Source organism: Phyllobacterium sp. CCNWLW109 (genome assembly GCF_037203905.1).
In the GTDB taxonomy this organism is placed as follows: Bacteria; Pseudomonadota; Alphaproteobacteria; order Rhizobiales; family Rhizobiaceae; genus Phyllobacterium; species Phyllobacterium ifriqiyense.
Map to the genome: position 1 here is coordinate 865,946 of NZ_JBBCBK010000004.1, position 21,535 is coordinate 887,480.

Consider the following 21,535-nt stretch of genomic DNA (forward strand, 5'->3'; position numbering starts at 1 on the left):
GGCTAGGTCGGTGGCTGGCTGCGCCTTTCCTCGCCGACCAGCCATTATCGAATATTCCGGATTCCACCTTTTGAGGTTGCTTGATGTTCCTGTCGGTTTTCGATCTGTACAAAATCGGCATTGGTCCTTCGAGTTCCCACACGATGGGACCGATGACTGCCGGTGGACAATTTCTTGATGAATTGAAGAATGGCCAGTGGCCGCGCCCTACGGGTGTGAAAGTCCACAGGCTGCGTGTGCATCTGCATGGATCCTTGGCCTTTACTGGTATCGGGCATGCTACGGACCGGGCGGTGATTCTGGGTTTATGCGGGCTTTTGCCGGCAACTGTTGATCCAAACGAGATGGATGCCCTGCTTGAGAAAGTTAAGCAGACAAAGACGCTCGCACCAGAAGGTCATCCCGTCTATCGCTTTGATCCGGCTATGGACCTCATCATGGATCGTCGCACTGCGCTTCCCGGCCATGCCAATGGCATGGCTTTCGAGGCTTATGATGTTGATGACAGATTGTTGCTCCGCCGGATTTTCTACTCAATCGGCGGCGGTTTCGTTGTAACCGAAGAAGAATTGGAATCAGCGAAGACACGCACGGCGCCCAAAGCAGATCATTCGGTGCCGTTTCCTTTTAAAAATGCCGCGCAGATGATGAGCATGGCAAAGGAAAGCGGCCTTTCCATCGCTGAAATGAAGCGGCGCAACGAAGAAATGTTCATGAGCCGCGCTGATTTGAATGCTGGTCTTGATCGCATCTGGTCGGCCATGCGCTCATGTATTGATCGCGGCTTGGAGCAGGAAGGCATTATGCCGGGCGGCCTCAAGGTCAAGCGCCGTGCCCGTTATCTGCATGATCGCCTTCAGGAAGAGTGGCGGCAAAATCGCATTAATCCCTTGCTGGCCAATGATTGGCTGTCAGTTTATGCGATGGCTGTGAACGAGGAGAATGCTGCCGGTGGCCGTGTTGTAACTGCCCCGACAAATGGCGCCGCTGGCGTTGTTCCGGCAGTTCTGCGCTATTATCTACATTTCCACGAGGATGCAGATCAGGATGGCATTCGGGATTTTTTGCTGACATCGGCAGCCATTGGCGGGATCGTCAAAACCAATGCCTCCATTTCGGGCGCTGAGGTCGGTTGTCAGGGTGAGGTCGGTTCTGCATCAGCCATGGCCGCTGCCGGCTTGGCGGCTGTTCTTGGCGGAACGCCGGAGCAGATTGAAAATGCTGCCGAAATTGCCCTTGAGCATCATCTTGGCATGACTTGCGATCCTGTCGCTGGCCTTGTGCAGGTGCCCTGTATCGAGCGCAATGCGCTTGGCGCGGTGAAGGCGGTTACGGCGGCTTCATTGGCGGTTAAAGGCGACGGAACCCATTTTGTCCCGCTGGATGCCTGTATCGAAACCATGCGCCAGACAGGTATGGACATGAATGAGCGGTACAAGGAAACCAGCTTGGGTGGTCTGGCTGTCAATGTGGTGGAATGCTGATTCATTGCCGCTGTGGACGAAACGTTGCTTAAGGTTGACCGAACAACCCGGAAGCGTAAAAGCTAGCCTATGGCTCTTAACCTCGTGAAACTCTGTGTCGGCTGTACGGCAATCGAAGATCTGGCCGCCTGGATTGATTTCCGTCTGGATGAACGCCGCCGCGCGGGTCTGCCTGCGGAACAGTTTCATACAACGCGCATGGTGCCAAAGCGTGCTGAAGAGCTTCTGGATGGCGGATCGCTCTATTGGGTCATCAAGGGCAATATTCAGTGCCGCCAGCGCCTGACCGATCTGCGAACATTTACGGATGATGAAGGAATTTCGCGCTGCAATCTCGTATTGGAGCCGCGCATTATCGTAACCGAATGGCAGCCGAGGCGGGCATTTCAGGGGTGGCGCTATCTTACGAGCGAAGACGCACCGTTGGATGAGGGGCAGGGCAAATCCGGCCGTGCCAAACTGCCACCGGAGCTGCGGAATGAGCTGGCCTCGCTCGGGTTACTTTAGTCGTTTAGCTTGGTGCATTAATTCAGCGCGTGGTTCGACAAGCTCACCATGAGGATGGTTGGAGATTGTAAGAGTCAAGCTTTGAAACGCTTGCGATTATCATGCCGCCCACTATTTCACCTTTGGTGAGATCCCTGAGCTTTTCGAAGGGCGAACACGTACAAAGCCGTTGTCACCAGACATAAACACAGCGCATTGGCCGTGTGCTTGTTCAGTAGAGGCGGAGGCGAACTGCGGTTACTCCATTACGACTTTCCGAACGTAGGTGCAGACGAACCGGTGGCAAAGCCGCGCGGCGGGTCCGTGCTGCCTGACACAACAACACATTGACGAGATCCATGGTTTTGAAGGCGTTAGTACCGCCCCGGCGCAGATCGGCAAGACGCAATGCTGCCTGCTGCAATGCTCCAATACCGCTCAGCCGTGGCTTGGCAGACTTGGGGGCAAAACCAAAGGAACTATCTTGTTCTATGATACTCGACATGACCTAAACCCTTAACGCTAAACAATCGGGGCCTTCTTCATCAATCGCCTTACGATTGTGGTGCAATCGCAAAGCAGTTGAAACTTTGACGCTTCAGAGCGGCGCAAGCGCTGTTGGCAGCCTTGGCGGAGGAGATGCCAGCAAAGCGCGCGCGGTGATAGGTAATGGAACCCTTCTGGAATTTTTCCGTATAGGGCGAAAGGCTTGCAACAGGGGCGCCAACCTGTGAGACGGCCTTGGACAGCAGAGCCTTTGCTTCTTGAGGGCTGCCTGTGGAGCCAATCTGCACCATCCAGCCGCCGGGAGATGCCGAAGCAGTCGTTACAGGATCAACCTCAGACTGATCGCCTTCGCCGACTTCCTCTTTAGGTGTTGGGGCTGGTATGCGCAAAATCTGTGCTGCCGGTGAGGCGGCTGGGGCAGGTGCCGCATAGGCTGTTACAACTTCTTCAGCCTCTACTGGAGCAGCGGCGACTTCGCGCTGGACCGGGACAGGAACATTATCGTTTTCAGGCAATTCGAGAGCAGCAACGCTGATTTGACTGTTTTTGCGCGATGCGAGCAGATTTCCACCATCGCGGCGCGATGCAGAAGGAAGATATTGCGCAATCAACTTGGCCATTTGAGCGTCGCGTGAGCCCCCGCTTGATCCGCCCATTACGACGGCTACGAGCTTTTTGCCGCCTGTATTGACCGACGAAACAAGATTGAAGCCAGACATGCGGGTGTAGCCGGTCTTGATTCCATCAACGCCTTCGACTTTACCGAGAAGCCTGTTGTGACCAACGATGCGGCGGCCACGATAGCTGAAGCTGCGGGTTGAGAAATAGCTGTAATATTGTGGGAAATGCTCGCGGAGCGCGATGCCGAGGACCGCCAGATCACGTGCTGTCGAATATTGCTGACCATCAGGCAAGCCGCTCGCATTGCGGAATTGAGTATTGCGCATGCCAAGCTGGCGTGCCTTGTTGGTCATCATCACTGCGAAACGCTGCTCTGAGCCGCCAAGATGTTCACCTATGGCAGTTGCAGCATCGTTGGCGGATTTGGTGATCAGAGAAAGAATTGCAGCTTCGGCGCTGATTGTCTGGCCGGGTTTGAAACCGATCTTTGTGGGCGGCTGGGAGGCAGCATAAGCCGACACAGCGATTGGCGTCGATTTTGAAACCTTGCCTGCCGCCATCGCTTCAAAGAGCATATAGAGGGTCATCATCTTGGTCAGTGAAGCGGGATAACGCTTTGCATCTGCATTGGATGAATAGAGTGTCTTGCCCGTATTGGCATCCACGACGATCGAGGCAGCCTTGCTTTGAGCTTCGGCCTGTGTGGCGATGCCCAAACTCAACCCGGATATGATTGCCACTGCGAGCAGGGCATAAGCCATTTTTGTAATTAGTTTTGAAGTCTGGCGGGCCGGGTAAAGCACAATCAACACCTGCTCGGTATATGCGTCGAAATTTACTGATGATCAAAGGCATCAGAACGGATGTGTAGACTTTAGCCGTATCAGCGTTACCAAACCCTTTATGGTAACCGGAAGGTTCACGGTTTTCCGTCGATTTTGATTAATTTTTAAGGTTAAAATCGCAGCTACCTTGAATTTGACTTTTTGTGCAGTGCACACTAACTCCACGCCAATAACAAAAGTTCATTTGAAAGGTCTGAATTATGGTCACCTCACTCAGCGCGCTGAACGAGAAAAGCAGAGAATTTCTGGGCAATAGTATGGCCAGCGTTTCTGCAATGAACGAAGGCTTGCAGACGATTGTAGGCGAAGCTACCGATTATTCGACAAAATCGCTCCAGGATGGCTCAGCATTGGTTCAAAAGCTCGCATCCACTCGGTCCGTCGAGCAGGCCTTCCATGCTCACAGCATTTTCACCAAGAATGCTTACGAAGCATTCGTGGCGCAAGCTGCCAAATTTAGTGAGCTTTACGCGGATATCGCGAAAGAAGCGTTCAAGCCTTATGAAGCAGTGCTGGTAAAACTGCGGAGCTGACACGCTCTCACAAGGTTGATTTTGAGCCTGCTTGCCCTGCAAGCGGGCTTTTTTTATCCTTGAAGCAGCAAATCGCCTTTGCCAAGTGTAACTTGATATTGCAAGCTTCAGGATAGGGCTTAAAATTAGCTCATCGCGACCTACATAGAATGTACAGAGCGACACATGGCGATCAGAATGCAGGCAGCAACAACATGAATACGTTTTCACCCAAAATGCAGGATGAGGACCAAGGCAATGGCAACGGTCCCGGTCGGGGCACGGCTGTTATTACCCGTACAAAACCAAAGCTGAAAAAGCCGAGTCTCTACCGTGTGTTGATTCTTAATGACGATTACACTCCCATGGAATTCGTCATTCATGTTCTGGAACGTTTTTTCCAGAAGAACAAAGAAGATGCCACCAGAATCATGCTTCATGTGCATAATCATGGAGTCGGTGAATGCGGTGTCTTTACCTATGAGGTCGCGGAGTCCAAGATGACCCAAGTCATGGACTATGCGCGGCAAAACCAACATCCGCTGCAATGCGTGATGGAGAAAAAGTGAGGTTTCATGCCATCTTTCTCACCTAGTCTTGAGCGGGCCCTGCATCAGGCGCTGACCATCGCCAATGAGCATCATCACGAATATGCCACGCTGGAGCATCTGCTTCTTGCCCTGATCGATGATCAGGACGCAAGCAGTGTCATGCGCGCGTGCAATGTCGATCTGGTGCAACTTACCCGTACGGTGAACGATTATGTTGATCATGAGCTCGATAATCTTGTTACGGGCTATGATGAAGATTCAAAACCGACTGCCGCTTTTCAGCGCGTAATCCAGCGTGCTGTTATCCATGTGCAATCTTCCAACCGCGAGGAAGTGACCGGCGCAAACGTGCTTGTCGCGATTTTTGCCGAACGTGAAAGTCATGCGGCCTTCTTCCTGCAGGAACAGCAGATGACCCGCTATGATGCGGTCAACTACATTTCCCACGGGATTTCCAAGCGTCCAGGCATGTCGGAGCCGCGCACACCGCTCGGCACTGAAAGCAATAATGAAGAATCACATGCTTCGGAGTCCGATGAAACGACGAAGAAAAAGCAGGATGCCCTGACGGCTTATTGCATCAATCTGAATGACCGCGCCAAGATTGGCAAGATTGATCCATTGATCGGCCGTGATCAGGAGATCAACAGGACCATCCAGATTCTTTGCCGCCGTTCGAAAAACAATCCGCTTTATGTCGGTGATCCCGGCGTCGGCAAGACGGCAATAGCAGAAGGTCTGGCAAAGCGTATTGTGGAAAAGAAGGTTCCAAGTGTACTTCAGGATGCAACAGTGTTCTCCCTGGATATGGGTACATTGCTGGCCGGAACGCGCTACCGTGGCGATTTCGAAGAGCGTTTGAAGCAGGTCATCAAGGAACTCGAAGAGTTTCCGGGTGCAATCCTGTTCATCGACGAAATTCACACCATCATTGGTGCCGGTGCTACATCTGGAGGCGCTATGGATGCGTCGAACCTGTTGAAGCCGGCTTTGTCATCAGGGGCGATTCGTTGCATTGGTTCAACGACTTACAAGGAGTTCCGCCAGTTCTTTGAGAAGGACAGGGCGCTTGTACGCCGTTTCCAGAAGATCGATGTGAACGAGCCTTCAATTCCTGATGCAATTGAGATCATGAAGGGCTTGCGGCCATATTTTGAAGACTTCCACAAGGTCAAATACACTGTGGAGGCGATCAAATCGGCTGTAGAACTTTCAGCACGCTATATCAATGATCGCAAATTGCCGGACAAGGCAATCGACGTGATCGATGAGACTGGTGCAAGCCAGATGCTGCTGCCGGAGGCCAAGCGCAAGAAATCGATTGGCGTCAAGGAAATAGAAGCAACCATTGCAACAATGGCGCGCATTCCACCGAAAACTGTCTCGAAAGATGATGAAGCAGTCCTTTCGAACCTTGAGGCGGAATTGAAGCGGGTTGTCTATGGTCAGGATCTGGCCATTGAAGCGCTGTCTTCATCAATCAAGCTGGCCCGTGCAGGTTTGCGCGAACCGGAAAAGCCGATCGGCTCTTATCTGTTCTCCGGTCCTACCGGCGTCGGCAAGACCGAGGTTGCCAAACAATTGGCTGCATCACTTGGCGTGGAACTCCTGCGTTTCGATATGTCGGAATATATGGAGCGCCATACGGTGTCGCGTCTGCTAGGCGCGCCTCCCGGCTATGTCGGGTTTGACCAGGGCGGCCTTTTGACCGATGGCGTCGATCAGCATCCGCATTGCGTGCTGCTGCTGGACGAAATCGAGAAGGCGCATCCGGATCTGTTCAACATCCTCTTGCAGGTCATGGATCACGGCAAGTTGACAGATCATAATGGCAAGCAGATCGATTTCCGCAATGTCATTTTGATCATGACGACGAATGCCGGCGCTTCGGATGCGGCAAAGGCGGCTATAGGTTTTGGCTCTTCACGGCGTGAAGGCGATGATCTGGAAGCCATCAACCGCCTGTTCACGCCAGAATTCCGCAACCGTCTCGATGCGATCGTGCCATTTGGTCCTCTACCTGTTCCGGTCATTCATCAGGTGGTGCAGAAGTTTGTTATCCAGCTTGAGGCACAGCTTGCCGATCGCGGCGTAACATTCGATCTGCAACAGGAAGCAATCGCCTGGTTGGCCGACAAAGGTTATGATGATCGCATGGGCGCGCGTCCGCTGGGTCGCGTTATCCAGGAGTACATCAAGAAGCCATTAGCTGATGAAGTGCTGTTCGGAAAACTCAAGAAGGGCGGCACCGTCAAGGTTTCCGTTGCCGAGAAGCCGGATGGTTCACGCGGTCTGGTACTCGACTACATAGCCGACGAGGTTGTGGTAAAGCCGAAGAAGGAAATGCCGGTAGAGAAAAAGCCGCTGGCACGTAAGAAGCCAGCGCCTAAAAAACCGGTGCTCGAGAAAGCTTCAGCGGATGCGGTCAGCGGGGAACGCTCCACCCCTGTGCCCCCCAAGGCATCAGTGCCAAAGGTTCCGCGCAAGAAATAACAGAAAGGCCACCCTCGGGTGGCCTTTTTCTTGCCCCCTATGAAAGTTGCGTTTAACGCTTGAAGCATGTCTGATTCCGATCTTGCCCCCGAAGACACACAGATGACCGAGCGGACACCATTTCAGTGGTTTCTGGCAGGTGCTTCGTTGATCGCAAGTATCCCGGCACTTATCCTCATGACCGCTCATGTTGGCTTCGCCGGCTTTGCCAGTGAAAATGGCGTCTCGATGCTGCAAGCGACGTTCATGGTAGCTTCAATCTGGGCGCTTCCGGCTAATATCGTGCTGATAGGTGCCATTTCGGGTGGCTATTCCATTGTCGCAACAGCCATTGCAGTAGGGCTTTCATCCATCAGGCTAATGCCAATGGTTGCGGCGTTCATCCCTGAGGTGCGCGGCCCAAAAACCAGGAAAAGAGCGCTTCTGCCCATTGCGCATTTCATTGCGATTACTGCGTGGGTGGTGGGCATGGAAAAGCTCAAGCATGTGCCGCGCGACATGCGCCTGATATTTTTCGCAGGTCTGGGCATTACTCTAACCACTGTGAACACATTGGTCGTGGCGTTGGTATATTGGCTTTCGGCCAGTTTTCCGCCACTTGTCTTTGCTGCGCTGTTTTTTTTGACGCCGATGTACTTCCTGGCTTCCCTTTGGGGATCGGCGCATGATCGTTCTGTGCATGTTGCCATGGTTTCGGGGCTGTTGCTGTTCCCGCTGATCCATACCATCGCCCCGGCTTATGATCTGCTGTTAACGGGCTTTGCCGGTGGTTTGGTGACAATGGCATATGTGCGATTTGCAGCTATGCGGGGCAGGTCGTCATGACTTGGCAAAGCTATTCCGATTGGTGGTGGCCTTACGTTTTCATTTTGCTGGCAGGAGCATTTCCCACCTATATCTGGCGCTTCATCGGCGTATTTATTGGTGGGCGCGTTAGCGAAGATTCAGAAGCACTGACGGTTGTGCGCGCTGTTGCAACATCGCTTGTGGCAGGCGTTATCGCCCAATTGATACTTTATCCAAGCGGCGCTTTAGCAGAGTCGTCCGTCTATTTGAGAGTAGGCGCCGCCTTGGCAGGATTTCTCGCCTATCTCTACCTGGGCCGACGGGTCATTATTGGCGTTGTCGTCGGGGAAGCTATTTTGATTGCCGGCTTGCTTTTATAGCTCTGCCAAAGCTGCCCTGATCTTTTCCGCGTTGGCCGCCAGTACGGCGTTGTCTTCCATCGTGCCGCTGTGTGGTTTCAGCGCAATTCCTTCAAAGCGCGGAATGACGTGAAAATGCAGATGGAAAACCGTTTGTCCTGCGGCAGATTCGTTGAACTGTGCAATGCCGACCCCATCGGCATTGAAAGCCTTCACCACGGCTTGCGCAATTTTCTGCGTTGTAGCGATGGCGGCGGAAAGCGCCTCTGTATCGGCGTCGAGCAGGTTGCGGCTTGGAGATTTGGTTAATACGAGGCAATGACCCTTTCCCTGCGGCATTACATCCATCAACGCATAGGTTCTGTCATCTTCGTATATCTTATGAGACGGAATTTCTCCGCGGAGGATTCGCGCGAATATGTTGGTGCTTTCATATTGCTGGTTCATTCTGTGCGTGTCCTTACAAAATCATGGCTGATGTTTTTGATCATGCCCGTTTTGCGGGTCAAGCTCATTGTTCGGATTTTTTGAATGGCGCATGTTCATTGAGCGCATCGCTCATCAAAGCAACATCAGCGCGTTCATGCCTGAGGAAATCATTGACTGCGCGCCGCAACCCCTCATGGGCAATGTAGTGCACTGAATTTGTAATGACGGGCAGATAGCCACGTGCCAACTTGTGTTCGCCTTGCGCACCCGCTTCGACGACACGCAATTTGCGCTCAATAGCGAAATCAATGGCTTGATGATAGCAAACCTCGAAATGCAGGAATCGGTGGTCTTCGATACAGCCCCAGTTCCGGCCATATAATCTGTCTGAGCCGATGAAATTGATGGCTCCCGCGATATAGCGACCTTCACGGCGAGCCATGACAAGCATGATATCGTCGGGCATGCGCTCACCAATCAGTTGGTAGAACTTGCGGTTCAGATAGGGGCGACCCCATTTGCGGCTGCCAGTATCCATATAGAACGTATAAAAATCGTCCCAAACCTCTTGAGTGAGTTGGGTGCCGGTCAGTCGCTCAATGGTGATACCATTCGCCACGGCTTCGCGGCGTTCTTTCTTCAAAGCCTTGCGCTTGCGGGATGCAAGCGTATCAAGGAATTCGTCATAATTGGCATAATCATCATTGATGAAATGGAATTGCTGGTCGACGCGATGCAGGAACCCGGCTTCAGTGAAAGACACAAGATCGGTCTCATTCACGAAAGTTGAATGTGCGGACGAAACGTTCAGCTGCGTGGCGAGTTGCTGCAACCCATTAGCCAGCGCGGCGCGGACTGCATCGCCATCCCAATCATAATTGACTAGCAGACGTGGGCCGGTGGCTGGCGTAAACGGTATGCTTGCCTGCAATTTCGGGTAATAGCGCCCGCCCGCCCGTTCAAATGCATCAGCCCAACCATGGTCGAATACATATTCCCCTTGGCTATGGCTTTTTAAGTAGCAAGGAACGGCGCCGACGAGCACGCCGCATTCATCTTCAAGGCGCAAGAACTGCGGTAGCCAGCCTGCCTTGGTGGCAACGCAGCCGGAATCTTCCAGCGACGACAAAAAGGCATGCGAAATGAATGGATTGTAACCCGGTCGATCACGGGAGGTGTCAGTCAGCTGCGACCACTCGGCTGGCGTGAATGCGCCAATGCCTTCGCAGGCACGCAAGGTGAAATTGCCGTGTTCAAGATTTTGCATCAGCAAATTGGGCTTTCCATAAGCGAAGACGAACCGGAAGCAACGATTCCGGTTCAATCAATAAGCTAGGTGATTGATTTGCCGATACAAGAGGCAAAGCCAGCCTTATGGCAAGCGAGGATCAAAGCCTTCAAATGTGATCTGGTCTACAAGAGCATCGCTTTTCACCTTGTCTGTCGCGCTACGCACAGTCCAGGAGATCACAGGCAGGTTGAGATGCGAGCTTACAAACTCCAGAAAGCGATTTTCCAGATGATGGACATTATACGAAATGAAGTCGATTTCGTAGGCCAGCATTGAGAAGTGCGCTTCCATATCCTCATCGCGCAGGCCCTCGGCTGTCAGCCCGGCTGGAATGCCCGGTGCGTCCTTGCCGAAAAGGCGAATGAGATGGTGATCGAACGACATAATCGCGGCTTGACCTTGATAAGCCGCCAAATCACTTGCGACAGCCTTGACCAGACCGTCGTCGCGTCCGGCAATGCCCTTCAGTTCGATGATAATCGGTACGCGGCCATCAATCAGCTTCAGGGCTTCGGCAAGGGTAGGGATATGGTCCTTGGTTCCGCCGACGCGGATTTCGCTGGCCTGTTGTGCAGTCAGTTCATCAATATTGCCCTTTTGGCCCGTGACGCGGTCCAAGGTGCCATCGTGAAAAACAACCGCTTTGCCATCGGCGGATAGATGAACGTCGCATTCTATGGCGAAGCCCGCGCTTGCTGCGGCGTCAAAAGCAGACAGCGTGTTTTCCCAGCGCTTATTGTTCAAATCATGCAAGCCACGATGGGCTATTGGAGTTTTCTTCAACCAGTCAATTGAGGGCATAATCAGCGAACCTCAATGATAGCTTCGATTTCGACAGGAGCATTAAGGGGCAGTGCCGCTGTGCCAACTGCAGAGCGTGCATGGCGTCCAATATCGCCCAATGCCGCGACAAGAAGATCAGAAGCGCCATTGGCGACAAGGTGCTGTTCGGTAAAACCTGGCGTTGAGGCGACAAAAACAGTGATCTTTATGACGCGAACAATCTTTTCAAGATCGCCAAGTGCAGCTTTTGCCTGAGCCAGAATATTGACGGCGCACGCCTGAGCACAGGCTTGACCCTGTGCCACATCCAGATCCGCACCGAGCAATCCCGTATGAACGAGCTTGCCGCCGACCAAAGGCAACTGGCCCGATGTGAGCAAAAGATTTCCTGTTTGCGAATAGGGCACATAATTTGCTGCCGGCGCTGCGGCGACGGGGAGGCTGATGCCGAGCTCGGCAAGGCGGGATTCGACAGGATTGCTCATGGTTATTGTCCTTGTGTTTCGGAATCGCAATTGATTGTGATGGAAGTTGCGATTTTTGCCTCGCTTCCGCCAAGAGTTTTTTTAATATGCACGTTCAAATAGTGGAGAATCTTTTGATGCGCGTATTTTCAATCCTTGGTTACAGTCTCGGCGTCATGGCTTTGAGTGGTTCTACCATGTCATTTGCTGCCGGAACTGCAACGCTTGTTCCTCATCGCGCTATTTATGACCTGAAATTGGACAATGCACAGGATTCTAGCGGCATTACCGGATTGACGGGGCGTATGGTCTACGAGTTCAATGGATCGGATTGCGAAGGCTACACGACGAACTTCCGCTTTGTGACGCGCGTCGATATGGAAGAGCAGCCGCAAAGGGTGACAGATCAACAAACGACGACGTTCGAAACCGCAAATGGTGAGAAATTTCGCTTCGTCAATAAAACTTTTGTCGATCAAAGCCTGACCAAGGAAGTTCGCGGCGATGCATCGCTGTTGAAAGACAAGACGGAAATTTCACTGACAAAGCCGATTGCTTCGAAAGAAGATCTTGATCTTTCCCAATTTCCCACACGTCACATGCAGCAATTGATTGAGAAGGCGCTTGCTGGCGAGGTTTTCTATCAAACCAAGCTTTTCGATGGCTCGGAAGATGCCAACAAGATCATGGCGACGACTGTCGTTATCGGTAAATCAGCAGTTACCGAGCCTGATGACGAGATCAAGCACATGGGCCCATTGGCGAAAGATGCGACCTGGCCTGTATCAATCGCTTACTTCGACGAAAAGGAAAAGGCAGAAGGACTGCCAAGCTACCGCATCAATTTCAAGATGTATCGCAACGGTGTAACCCGCGACCTGAAAATGGATTATGGTGATTTTTCCATGACCGGCAAGCTGGTCAATCTCGAGCTGTTTGATACGCCGAAATGCAAGAAGTAGACCAAGGCTGAGGTCTTTTGTGCCGGACGCCCTTGCGTTTGCCGCAAATATCCATTAACAGCCGCTTCATTCCACACACGGGATTTGGGTTGATATCGGGAGAAATCCGATATGGCCTCCGGTGGCGGGTTTCCCGCCTCTTCCCGTGGAGGTTCAACCGGAAAAGGAAAACACAAGATGGCATTGCCTGATTTCAGCATGCGTCAGCTCTTGGAAGCTGGCGTTCACTTCGGACACCAGACACATCGCTGGAACCCGAAAATGGCACCATATATTTATGGTTCCCGTAACAATATCCACATTCTTGACCTTGCCCAGACCTATCCGCTGCTGAATACAGCGCTGAAGAAGGTTTCGGACACCGTTGCCCGTGGCGGCCGCGTTCTGTTCGTCGGCACCAAGCGTCAGGCTTCGGACATCATTGCCGATGCCGCAACACGGTCTGCCCAGTATTATGTCAACGCGCGCTGGCTCGGCGGCATGATGACCAACTGGAAGACCATTTCGAATTCCATCCAGCGTCTGCGCAAGCTTGACGAACTTCTTTCCGGCGAAGCACAGGGCTTCACCAAGAAGGAGCGTCTGAACCTTGACCGTGAACGCGAGAAGCTCAACCGCGCTCTTGGCGGTATCAAGAACATGGGTTCGGTTCCGGATCTTATTTTCATCATTGATACCAACAAGGAAGCGATTGCAATTCAGGAAGCCAAGCGTCTTGGTATTCCAGTTGTTGCAGTGATCGATTCCAACTGCGATCCGGACCAGATCGATTTCCCGATCCCCGGCAATGATGATGCTTCCCGCGCTATTTCGCTTTATTGCGATCTGATTGCCAAGGCAGCTCTCGATGGCATTCTGCGTCAGCAGGGCTCGCTCGGCATCGATGTTGGCGCACAGGAAGAAGCTCCTGTTGAACCAGCACTCGAAGCAGCGGCTGAAGAAACACCTGCACAGGAAGGTGAAGCCTCCGCTTGAGGCTTCATACACCCGTCTTATCGGGTGTTTAAAAACGATTCGACTGGCGCATGATGCGCCGCATAGTTGGCATGCTGGTTCACCAGTATGCCTTCGTTTTTAAAGTGGTTTTGGTTTCGGTAGATTCTGAAGACACTTTATCTATTTGTTTTCACGCAGTTTCAAACGGAAGGCCGTATCGGTTTTCGTGAGATTGCTTTGAGAAGAGGCGATTAGAATGAGCATTACCGCAGCACAAGTAAAAGAACTCCGCGAAATCAGCGGCGCTGGCATGATGGATTGCAAGACAGCCCTGACAGAAACCAATGGTGATATGGAAGCCGCTGTCGACTGGCTGCGTGCGAAGGGTATTTCCAAGGCCGACAAGAAGGCTGGCCGTACCGCTGCCGAAGGTCTGGTTGGCGTGGCAACAAACGGCACCAAGTCGGTTGTTGTAGAAGTGAATTCTGAAACAGACTTCGTTGCCCGCAACGATGCGTTTCAGGATATCGTTCGCAATGTTGCCAGTGTTGCACTGACAACAGACGGTTCGACTGCTGCTGTTTCGGCTGCAACCTATCCTTCAACCGGCAAGTCGATTGTAGACACAATCAAGGACGCTGTCGGCACAATCGGCGAAAACCTTTCATTCCGCCGCTCCACCGCTTTGAGCGTCAGTGAAGGCGTCGTTGCAACATACATTCATAACGCCGTTTCCGACGGCCTCGGCAAGCTCGGCGTTCTTGTTGCTATCGAGACAGCAGGCAATGCAGATGCTGCAAACGCATTTGGCCGCCAGGTTGCGATGCATGTTGCTGCTACTAACCCGCTTGCTTTGACCGCCGCTGAGGTTGATCCGGCAGCAGTTGAACGCGAAAAGGCAGTATTTACCGAGTCTGCTCGTCAGTCCGGCAAGCCAGACAACATCATCGAGAAGATGGTTGAAGGCCGCCTTCGTAAGTTCTACGAAGAAGTCGTACTTCTTTCGCAGGCATTCGTGATCAACCCTGACCTGACTGTCGAAGCTGCATTGAAGGATGCGGAAAAGGCAATCGGCGCGCCAGCAAAGATCACCGCATTTGCACGCTTTGCTCTTGGTGAGGGCATTGAAAAGGAAGAAACAGACTTCGCAGCAGAAGTTGCAGCGGCTGTTAAGAAGTAATATTCAATAGTTGAAATGAAAGGGCATCGCGTGACAACGCGATGCCCTTCGTGTATCCGGAATTCACATTCAATTAGACAAGACCCTGAGGGAGACTCCATGGCTGGTACGGCTGTTTACAAACGCGTTCTGCTGAAAGCCTCCGGTGAAGCTCTGATGGGCGACCAGGGGTTTGGTATTGACGTTGCGGTTGCTGACCGCATTGCCAGCGACATTGCCGAGGCGCGGGCGCTTGGCGTCGAGGTTGGCGTCGTTATCGGCGGCGGGAATATTTTTCGCGGTGTGGCAGTGGCATCCAAAGGCGGCGACCGCGTAACCGGCGACCATATGGGGATGCTTGCAACAGTGATCAATTCGCTGGCGCTGCGCACGTCCCTTGTTAAGCTCGGCATTGATACCGTTGTCCTATCTGCTGTTGCCATGCCGGAGTTCTGCGAGACTTTTTCACAGCGTCTGGCGACTGCCTATATGGATATGGGCAAGGTGGTGATATTCGCCGGTGGCACCGGCAATCCATTCTTCACAACAGATTCCGCCGCTGCGCTTCGCGCTGCTGAAATCAGCGCCGATGCCTTGTTCAAGGGAACGCAGGTCGATGGAATTTATTCGGCCGATCCCAAAAAAGACCCGAATGCTGTGCGATTTGATCGATTGACTCACAAGGATGTCCTGGATCGCGGCCTTGCAGTCATGGACACAACAGCGGTCGCTCTTGCACGCGAGAACAACATTCCAATTATCGTCTATTCAATCCACGAAAAAGGTGGTTTTGCAGAAGTGTTGCAGGGTAAAGGACGCGCAACAGTAGTATCCGATAGCTAACCAGCCTTGCCGCCCAAGAATATAGGAGCATTGAGTATGAGTGATGCACTCGATTTGAACGATCTGAAGCGCCGTATGGATGGTGCCGTGCAAGCGTTGAAACATGATTTGGGCGGACTTCGCACGGGACGTGCTTCTGCCAGCCTGCTCGAACCGATTACTGTTGAGGCTTATGGCTCGCAAATGCCCCTCAATCAGGTTGCCAATATTACTGTGCCAGAATCGCGCATGTTGTCCGTATCCGTTTGGGACAAGTCGATGGTTGGCAAAGTAGAGCGCGCGATCCGCGAATCCGGGCTTGGCCTCAATCCGATTACTGACGGAAACAATTTACGCATTCCTTTGCCTGAGTTGAACGAGCAGCGCCGCAAGGAACTCGTCAAGATTGCTCACCAATATGTCGAGCAGGCAAAAGTGGCGGCACGCCATGTTCGCCGCGATGGAATGGACGAGCTGAAGAAACTCGAAAAAGACGGCGACATCAGTCAGGACGATAACCGTATCTTGTCTGAAAAAGTTCAAAAGCTGACAGATGACACCATCGCTGAGATGGATAAGGTTGTGGCTGTTAAAGAAGCAGAAATTATGCAGGTTTAGAACTATAGCCCGGTTCTAATACTCATAGGAGGTCTACACCCATGTCCAACCCGCGCCACATTGCCATCATCATGGATGGAAATGGCCGTTGGGCGAAGGCGAGAGGCCTTCCGCGCGCTGCAGGACATAAGGCCGGGGTGGAAACGCTGCGCGAGACAATCCGGGCCGCCGGGAAGATGGGTATTCCTTTCCTCACGCTTTTTGCTTTCTCCTCTGAAAACTGGTCGAGACCACGATCGGAAGTTTCCGATCTCATGGGCCTGTTAAAACTATTCATTCGCCGCGATCTGGCGGATTTGCACAGGGAAAATGTTCGCGTTCGAATTATCGGAGAACGCGACGGACTGGCAAAAGACATTTTGGGGCTTTTAAACGAAGCCGAAACATTGACGGAAAAGAACCAGGGCCTGACCTTGGTAATTGCCTTTAACTATGGCTCGCGCAACGAAATTACCCGCGCGGTCAAGAAGCTGGTCGATGACGTTTCAGCCGGCATTATCGCAAGTACAGCAATCACGATGGAGGCGATATCGGCCCGTCTCGATACGGCTGAAATGCCAGATCCGGATCTGATTATCCGGACGAGCGGCGAGATGCGGCTCTCCAATTTCCTGCTCTGGCAGGCAGCTTACTCGGAGTTCATGTTCCTGCCATGCTACTGGCCGGATTTTCGTCCTACGCATTTGTCAGAAGCGATTGAAGTGTTTCAATCGCGTGAACGCCGTTTTGGCGGGGTTACGGCACAGGAAATCGCTCTGTGAAACTTTCCGGCAATGGGCTTTCCAATCTGCAAAAGCGCATCCTTAGTGCGATAGTTCTGGTAGTCGTTGCAGTCATTCTTACTTGGGCGGGCGGCTTCGGTTTTGGTCTGCTTGCCAGCGCAATAGCGCTTGGCGTGATGTTTGAGTGGCAGTTAATGTCAAAAGGGCGGATGAGCGGCTTGACCGGCGGATTATCCTGGGTGGTTCTGATCGCCACATTGCTGGCTCTGTTATTCACTCAGCATGTGTTGTCAATGTTTCTCATTCTATTCGTTGGTGCGGCAGTTGTGGCCATGCTGGGCGGGCGCCAATCCGGCTATTGGCCAGCGGCAGGTCTGGTCTATGCGGGATTTCCCGCCATTTCCCTGACATTGTTGCGCGGCGATACTGGTGATGGTTTTGCGGCGATTCTGTTTTTGTTTGCCGTGGTGTGGGCAACGGATATTTTTGCCTACTTCAATGGAAAAGCACTTGGCGGGCCCAAGCTTGCTCCACGTTTTTCACCCAACAAGACATGGTCGGGAGCGATCGGCGGGACAGCGGCGGGCGTTGCCGCCGGTGTGGCATGCGCCTCGTTCATCACTCCCGGTGGCGGGATGTCTCTGCCCTTCATCGCATTGTTGATCTCGATTATCGCCCAGTTGGGTGATCTTGGTGAATCCTGGATGAAGCGAAAGTTTGGAGCCAAGGACTCAGGGACGTTGATTCCCGGTCACGGTGGCGTGATGGACCGTGTGGATGGGCTTGTAGCTGCCGCTGCATTACTATACGTCATCGGTGCAATTCTGGTAACGCCAGAAACCCCATACGACATACTTTTCTAGACGGCTGAGCTTTCGAAGCCTTTTGGCTTATTCTGTTGCGGGCCCGGAGGATAATTTGACAGATCTGTTGCACACCATATTTGGTACTCAAAGCGTGCTCGTTGGAACAATCGTACCGTTTCTTATCGTTTTAACGGTTGTTGTCTTCGTTCATGAGATGGGACACTATCTGGTGGGCCGGTGGTGCGGTATCGGCGTAAAAGCTTTCTCGATCGGTTTTGGGCCTGAGTTGATAGGCTTTAATGATTCCAGAGGGACGCGCTGGAAGCTATCGGCTATTCCGCTCGGCGGGTATGTAAAATTTGCCGGTGACGAAGACGTAACCAGTTCTACCGCAGCCGATGCGTCGACCATGACGGATGCTGAGCGTGCTGTAGCCTTTCACACTCAACCGGTATGGAAACGTGCCGCAACGGTATTTGCAGGCCCGGCGTTCAATATTTTGCTCACGGTCGCGATTTTTTCGGTGTTTTTTGCGCTCTATGGGAGGATGATTTCCGATCCTATGGTCGCCGAAGTGCGTCCTGGTGGCCCGGCAGCCATTGCCGGTTTCCAGCCGGGAGATCGCTTCGTCAGCGTTGATGGCGAGAAGATCGTGACTTTTGCGGATGTGCAGCGCCATGTCTCGGCAAGGGGCGGGGATGCACTTGATTTTGTGGTCGAACGTGCAGGTAAAGAAGTACATCTGACTGCGACGCCTGAGCTTTCCGAGCAGGAAGACGCGTTGGGCAACAAGGTAAAGGTTGCAGTAATCGGCGTTGTTACCAATTTGCAGGCGGGGAATATTCGTCGTATCGAGTATGGCCCAATCGAATCGGTTGGTCAGGCCGTGCGCGAAAGTGGCTTTATCATTGCCCGCACAGGACAATTCTTCAGCCGTTTTTTCGCAGGTCGCGAAGATAAATGCCAGTTGGGTGGTCCGGTCAAGATTGCGACAATGGCGGGGCAGGCGGCCAGTCAGGGCATTGATTGGCTGATTCAGCTTACTGCCATGCTTTCAATTGGTATCGGGCTGCTTAATCTCTTCCCATTGCCTCCGCTTGATGGAGGGCATCTGGTTTTTTATGCTGCCGAGGCAGTTATAGGCAGGCCCGTAAAACCGGCTGTACAGGAGTTGTTTTTCCGTACAGGGTTCTTCCTTGTGCTCGGATTTATGGGATTCGTCATCTTCAATGATCTGTTCGCTTGCTGATGCGAAAATTAAACATTAGTGAAAATTTGAGGCGTGTTATGGCAAAACGACATGATCTGTTTACTATACGTGCTGAATGGCGTGACATGGATGCCACTGTTATGTGGGAAGTAAACAGTTTTTAACCGTAAGCCTTGCGTGTATATAAAAACCGGCTATGACGGTGTACGAGTAATGCTTAGTCCGGGATCTCGCCCGGGTATAACGAGAAACGAAGGTTCATAAGGCCTATGGCGGCAAGTTCAAAATTTGTAGGTGCGGCGTCAGCGCTCGCCATTTCAGCGGCACTCGTCAGTTCGGGTGCGATCGTAACAACGGTCGCAGGCGTTGCTACAGCTCAGGCAGCTACTGTCAGCCGTATCGAGGTGCGGGGCAATACACGTGTTGATGCGCAGACTGTGCGCGACAATATCGGTATCACGCCTGGCAAGCCATTCTCCAATGGAGATATCGATGCTGCCACCAAGCGTCTTTTCGCTACTGGCCTGTTCAGTGATGTGCGCATCAGCCAGTCGGGCGGTGCTCTTGTTGTTACCGTCAATGAAAATCAGGTTGTGAACCAGGTTATTTTCCAGGGCAACAAGAAGATCAAAGACCCGGCGCTGCAAAACGCTGTTCAGTTGAAGCCTCGTGCCGCTTTCGATCAAGCAACGCTTGATGCAGATACAGAAGCAGTCCGCGCAGCCTATCGCAATGTTGGCCGCAGCGATGCAACTGTAAATTCGCGTTTGATGGATCTGGGCGAAGGCCGCGTTAATGTTGTCTTCGAAATCAATGAAGGCGACCGTACAAAGATTGCCAAGATCAACTTTGTCGGTAACCAGGCATTCGGCAATCGCCGTCTAAGTGACGTGATTTCGACAAAGAAATCCAACCCATTGTCATGGTTGACCCGTAACGACGTTTACAGCGAAGATCGTCTGCGTGCAGATGAGGAAGCGCTGCGCCGTTTCTATTATAACCGCGGCTATGCTGATTTCCGCGTTGTTTCCTCAACTGCCGATCTCGATCCGGCAACCAATGATTATACAATCAATATCACCGTCGAAGAGGGTGAGAAGTATACGTTTGGCGGCGTGCAGATCGAAAGCTCTGTCGAGGGCGTTGATACTGCGCAATTGAATGGCCTGGTAAAGTCTCGCGAAGGCGACACCTACAGCGCCAAGGATGTTGAAGATTCAATCATCAAGGTTTCCGAAAAGGTTGCCGGTCAGGGTTATGCTTTTGCGAAAGTAGAGCCACGCGGTGATCGTAATTTCGAAAATCACACGATTTCCGTTACTTATGCGATCGATCAGGGCCCTCGCGCCTATGTTGAGCGTATTGAAATCCGCGGCAATGAAAAGACCCGCGATTTCGTTATTCGCCGTGAATTCGATGTGAGCGAAGGCGATGCATTCAATCAGGTTCTCATTCAGCGCGCAAAGCGTCGTCTTGAGCGCCTTGAGTTCTTCCAGACCGTCAATATTTCGACTGCGCCTGGTTCGCAGCCGGATCAGGTAATTCTGGTCGTTGACGTTATTGAGAAGCCGACAGGTGAATTCTCCATCGGTGGTGGTTACACGACCGGCGGTGAAAGCCCAGGGCCTACAGTGGAAGGTTCCATCACGGAGCGCAACTTCCTTGGTCGCGGTCAGTATATTCGTCTTGGCGCCGGTGGCGGTCTCGACAATAATAGAACCTATTCGTTCTCGTTCACAGAGCCCTATTTCTTGGGACAACGCGTTTCTGCCGGCTTTGATATCTTCAAGCGCCAGTCAGGCGTCAAGGACAAGTACGACACCGATTTGACCGGCGGTACAATCCGCTTTGGTCTGCCGATCACAGAAGAGCTGACTGCAGGCGTTGCCTATAATCTTACTCGAGAAGAGTATGAGATTGACGGCGATGCCATGTATGATGATGACGGTAACCCGGATACGCCAAAGGTTTATGACCCATCCGAGATATCCAAGGCATTTGCTGATGCTGCGGAGAAAAGCCCTTGGATCAAGTCATCGGTCAGCTGGTCGCTTACCTACAATACAATTGATGATTTGAAGAACCCGCGTGATGGTATCTATGCGAAGTTCAATCAGGAATATGCCGGTATCGGCGGTGATGCCAACTTCCTGAAGACAACGGTTAAAGCCAGCTATTACAAGACATTGCTTGATGAGTTGGATGTTGTCGGCTTGGTTGGTGTAGGTGCAGGCCACATTGAAGGCTTCGGCGGCGATGATCTGCGCGTGTTCGATACGTTCAAGAACACGCAAGACATGATCCGCGGCTTTAAATATGCCGGTATCGGTCCTCGTGACGCCAATACAGACGACAAGAAGGGTAGCTTCCTTGGTGGTAATACCTACCTGAATGCAAGCGTTGAAACCCAGTTCCCGATACCTGTTATTCCAGAAAGTCTTGGTATTCGTGGTGCATTCTTCGCCGATGCTGCGACCCTGTTCGGTAGTGATTTGAAGGGTAGCGACGGTATCGACGTTGAAGGCGAAAAGATGGAATGGCGTGCATCTGTCGGCGCCAGCATCATGTGGGCATCACCATTCGGTCCGTTGCGCTTCGATTATGCCGTGCCGGTCAAGAAAGTTGATGGCGATCAGGTGCAGAATTTCAACTTCGGCATGTCGAGCAAGTTCTGATAGATTGCTGACCT

At 52.4% G+C, this 21,535-nt stretch carries 21 protein-coding genes and 1 pseudogene; 16 read left to right on the top strand and 6 right to left on the bottom strand.

Annotated elements, in window-relative coordinates:
- Positions 1-83 precede the first annotated feature (83 nt).
- Complete coding sequence (locus V9K92_RS19595; RefSeq protein ID WP_337354723.1) at positions 84-1,484, top strand: L-serine ammonia-lyase; 1,401 nt, start codon at positions 84-86, stop codon at positions 1,482-1,484.
- Positions 1,485-1,553: 69 nt separating this feature from the next.
- A complete protein-coding gene (locus V9K92_RS19600) occupies positions 1,554-1,991 on the top strand; it encodes a DUF1489 family protein (RefSeq protein ID WP_115052997.1) in 438 nt (145 codons plus the stop codon).
- A 211-nt stretch (positions 1,992-2,202) separates the two neighbouring features.
- Here the strand turns inward: V9K92_RS19600 and V9K92_RS19605 are convergent, their stop codons facing one another.
- On the bottom strand, positions 2,203-2,475 hold the full coding sequence (locus V9K92_RS19605; RefSeq protein ID WP_115052998.1) for a hypothetical protein: 273 nt from the start codon (positions 2,473-2,475) through the stop codon (positions 2,203-2,205).
- 49 nt (positions 2,476-2,524) lie between these two features.
- Positions 2,525-3,859 carry a D-alanyl-D-alanine carboxypeptidase family protein gene (locus V9K92_RS19610; protein ID WP_354343772.1) on the bottom strand — a complete coding sequence of 445 codons (1,335 nt, stop codon included), beginning with the start codon at positions 3,857-3,859 and terminating at the stop codon, positions 2,525-2,527.
- A 284-nt stretch (positions 3,860-4,143) separates the two neighbouring features.
- On the opposite strand from V9K92_RS19610, the gene V9K92_RS19615 reads away from it, so the two are divergent.
- The 5 genes from V9K92_RS19615 to V9K92_RS19635 all read left to right on the top strand — a co-directional run bounded on the left by V9K92_RS19615 (position 4,144) and on the right by V9K92_RS19635 (position 8,665).
- Positions 4,144-4,476 carry a phasin family protein gene (locus V9K92_RS19615; RefSeq protein WP_337354724.1) on the top strand — a complete coding sequence of 111 codons (333 nt, stop codon included), beginning with the start codon at positions 4,144-4,146 and terminating at the stop codon, positions 4,474-4,476.
- A gap of 215 nt (positions 4,477-4,691) precedes the next feature.
- Entirely contained in the window at positions 4,692-5,024 is a 333-nt protein-coding gene (gene clpS, locus V9K92_RS19620; protein WP_162802512.1) for an ATP-dependent Clp protease adapter ClpS, read from the top strand.
- Between the two features lie 6 nt (positions 5,025-5,030).
- The gene (clpA, locus tag V9K92_RS19625; protein ID WP_337354725.1) at positions 5,031-7,499 is read left to right on the top strand and encodes an ATP-dependent Clp protease ATP-binding subunit ClpA; all 2,469 of its coding nucleotides are present in this window, start codon (positions 5,031-5,033) and stop codon (positions 7,497-7,499) included.
- Positions 7,500-7,565: 66 nt separating this feature from the next.
- Entirely contained in the window at positions 7,566-8,324 is a 759-nt protein-coding gene (locus tag V9K92_RS19630) for an AzlC family ABC transporter permease (RefSeq protein WP_337354726.1), read from the top strand.
- Positions 8,321-8,665 carry an AzlD domain-containing protein gene (locus V9K92_RS19635; RefSeq protein WP_115053002.1) on the top strand — a complete coding sequence of 115 codons (345 nt, stop codon included), beginning with the start codon at positions 8,321-8,323 and terminating at the stop codon, positions 8,663-8,665. The genes V9K92_RS19630 and V9K92_RS19635 overlap by 4 nt, the downstream gene beginning before the upstream one ends.
- Here V9K92_RS19635 and V9K92_RS19640 read toward each other — a convergent pair.
- The 4 genes from V9K92_RS19640 to V9K92_RS19655 all read right to left on the bottom strand — a co-directional run bounded on the left by V9K92_RS19640 (position 8,660) and on the right by V9K92_RS19655 (position 11,632).
- The gene (locus tag V9K92_RS19640) at positions 8,660-9,091 is read right to left on the bottom strand and encodes an HIT family protein (RefSeq protein WP_115053003.1); all 432 of its coding nucleotides are present in this window, start codon (positions 9,089-9,091) and stop codon (positions 8,660-8,662) included. The genes V9K92_RS19635 and V9K92_RS19640 overlap by 6 nt on opposite strands.
- A gap of 64 nt (positions 9,092-9,155) precedes the next feature.
- A complete protein-coding gene (locus V9K92_RS19645; protein WP_337354727.1) occupies positions 9,156-10,340 on the bottom strand; it encodes a GNAT family N-acetyltransferase in 1,185 nt (394 codons plus the stop codon).
- 105 nt (positions 10,341-10,445) lie between these two features.
- Positions 10,446-11,165 (bottom strand): glycerophosphodiester phosphodiesterase, encoded by a 720-nt coding sequence (locus V9K92_RS19650; protein ID WP_337354728.1) that lies wholly within the window; start codon positions 11,163-11,165, stop codon positions 10,446-10,448.
- Positions 11,166-11,167: 2 nt separating this feature from the next.
- The gene (locus V9K92_RS19655) at positions 11,168-11,632 is read right to left on the bottom strand and encodes a RidA family protein (protein ID WP_115053006.1); all 465 of its coding nucleotides are present in this window, start codon (positions 11,630-11,632) and stop codon (positions 11,168-11,170) included.
- 155 nt (positions 11,633-11,787) lie between these two features.
- Here V9K92_RS19655 and V9K92_RS19660 point away from each other — a divergent pair, with 155 nt between their 5' ends.
- The 9 genes and pseudogenes from V9K92_RS19660 to bamA all read left to right on the top strand — a co-directional run bounded on the left by V9K92_RS19660 (position 11,788) and on the right by bamA (position 21,521).
- Positions 11,788-12,573: a cell envelope integrity EipB family protein gene (locus V9K92_RS19660; protein WP_337354798.1), complete on the top strand. Its 786-nt coding sequence runs from the start codon at positions 11,788-11,790 to the stop codon at positions 12,571-12,573.
- 177 nt (positions 12,574-12,750) lie between these two features.
- Positions 12,751-13,548 (top strand): 30S ribosomal protein S2, encoded by a 798-nt coding sequence (gene rpsB / locus V9K92_RS19665; protein WP_115053299.1) that lies wholly within the window; start codon positions 12,751-12,753, stop codon positions 13,546-13,548.
- A 217-nt stretch (positions 13,549-13,765) separates the two neighbouring features.
- Positions 13,766-14,689, top strand: coding sequence for a translation elongation factor Ts (gene tsf / locus V9K92_RS19670; RefSeq protein WP_115053008.1), 924 nt, complete (start codon positions 13,766-13,768; stop codon positions 14,687-14,689).
- Positions 14,690-14,788: 99 nt separating this feature from the next.
- Positions 14,789-15,511: a UMP kinase gene (gene pyrH / locus V9K92_RS19675; protein ID WP_115053009.1), complete on the top strand. Its 723-nt coding sequence runs from the start codon at positions 14,789-14,791 to the stop codon at positions 15,509-15,511.
- A gap of 36 nt (positions 15,512-15,547) precedes the next feature.
- A complete protein-coding gene (gene frr, locus V9K92_RS19680) occupies positions 15,548-16,108 on the top strand; it encodes a ribosome recycling factor (protein WP_115053010.1) in 561 nt (186 codons plus the stop codon).
- A gap of 32 nt (positions 16,109-16,140) precedes the next feature.
- Positions 16,141-16,869: pseudogene (locus tag V9K92_RS19685) on the top strand (isoprenyl transferase); the annotation flags it as partial.
- The gene (locus V9K92_RS19690) at positions 16,866-17,693 is read left to right on the top strand and encodes a phosphatidate cytidylyltransferase (protein ID WP_307285186.1); all 828 of its coding nucleotides are present in this window, start codon (positions 16,866-16,868) and stop codon (positions 17,691-17,693) included. The pseudogene V9K92_RS19685 and the gene V9K92_RS19690, both read left to right, overlap by 4 nt.
- Positions 17,694-17,748: 55 nt before the next feature.
- On the top strand, positions 17,749-18,885 hold the full coding sequence (gene rseP, locus V9K92_RS19695) for an RIP metalloprotease RseP (protein ID WP_115053013.1): 1,137 nt from the start codon (positions 17,749-17,751) through the stop codon (positions 18,883-18,885).
- Between the two features lie 230 nt (positions 18,886-19,115).
- Entirely contained in the window at positions 19,116-21,521 is a 2,406-nt protein-coding gene (gene bamA / locus V9K92_RS19700; protein ID WP_337354729.1) for an outer membrane protein assembly factor BamA, read from the top strand.
- Positions 21,522-21,535: the final 14 nt, after the last annotated feature.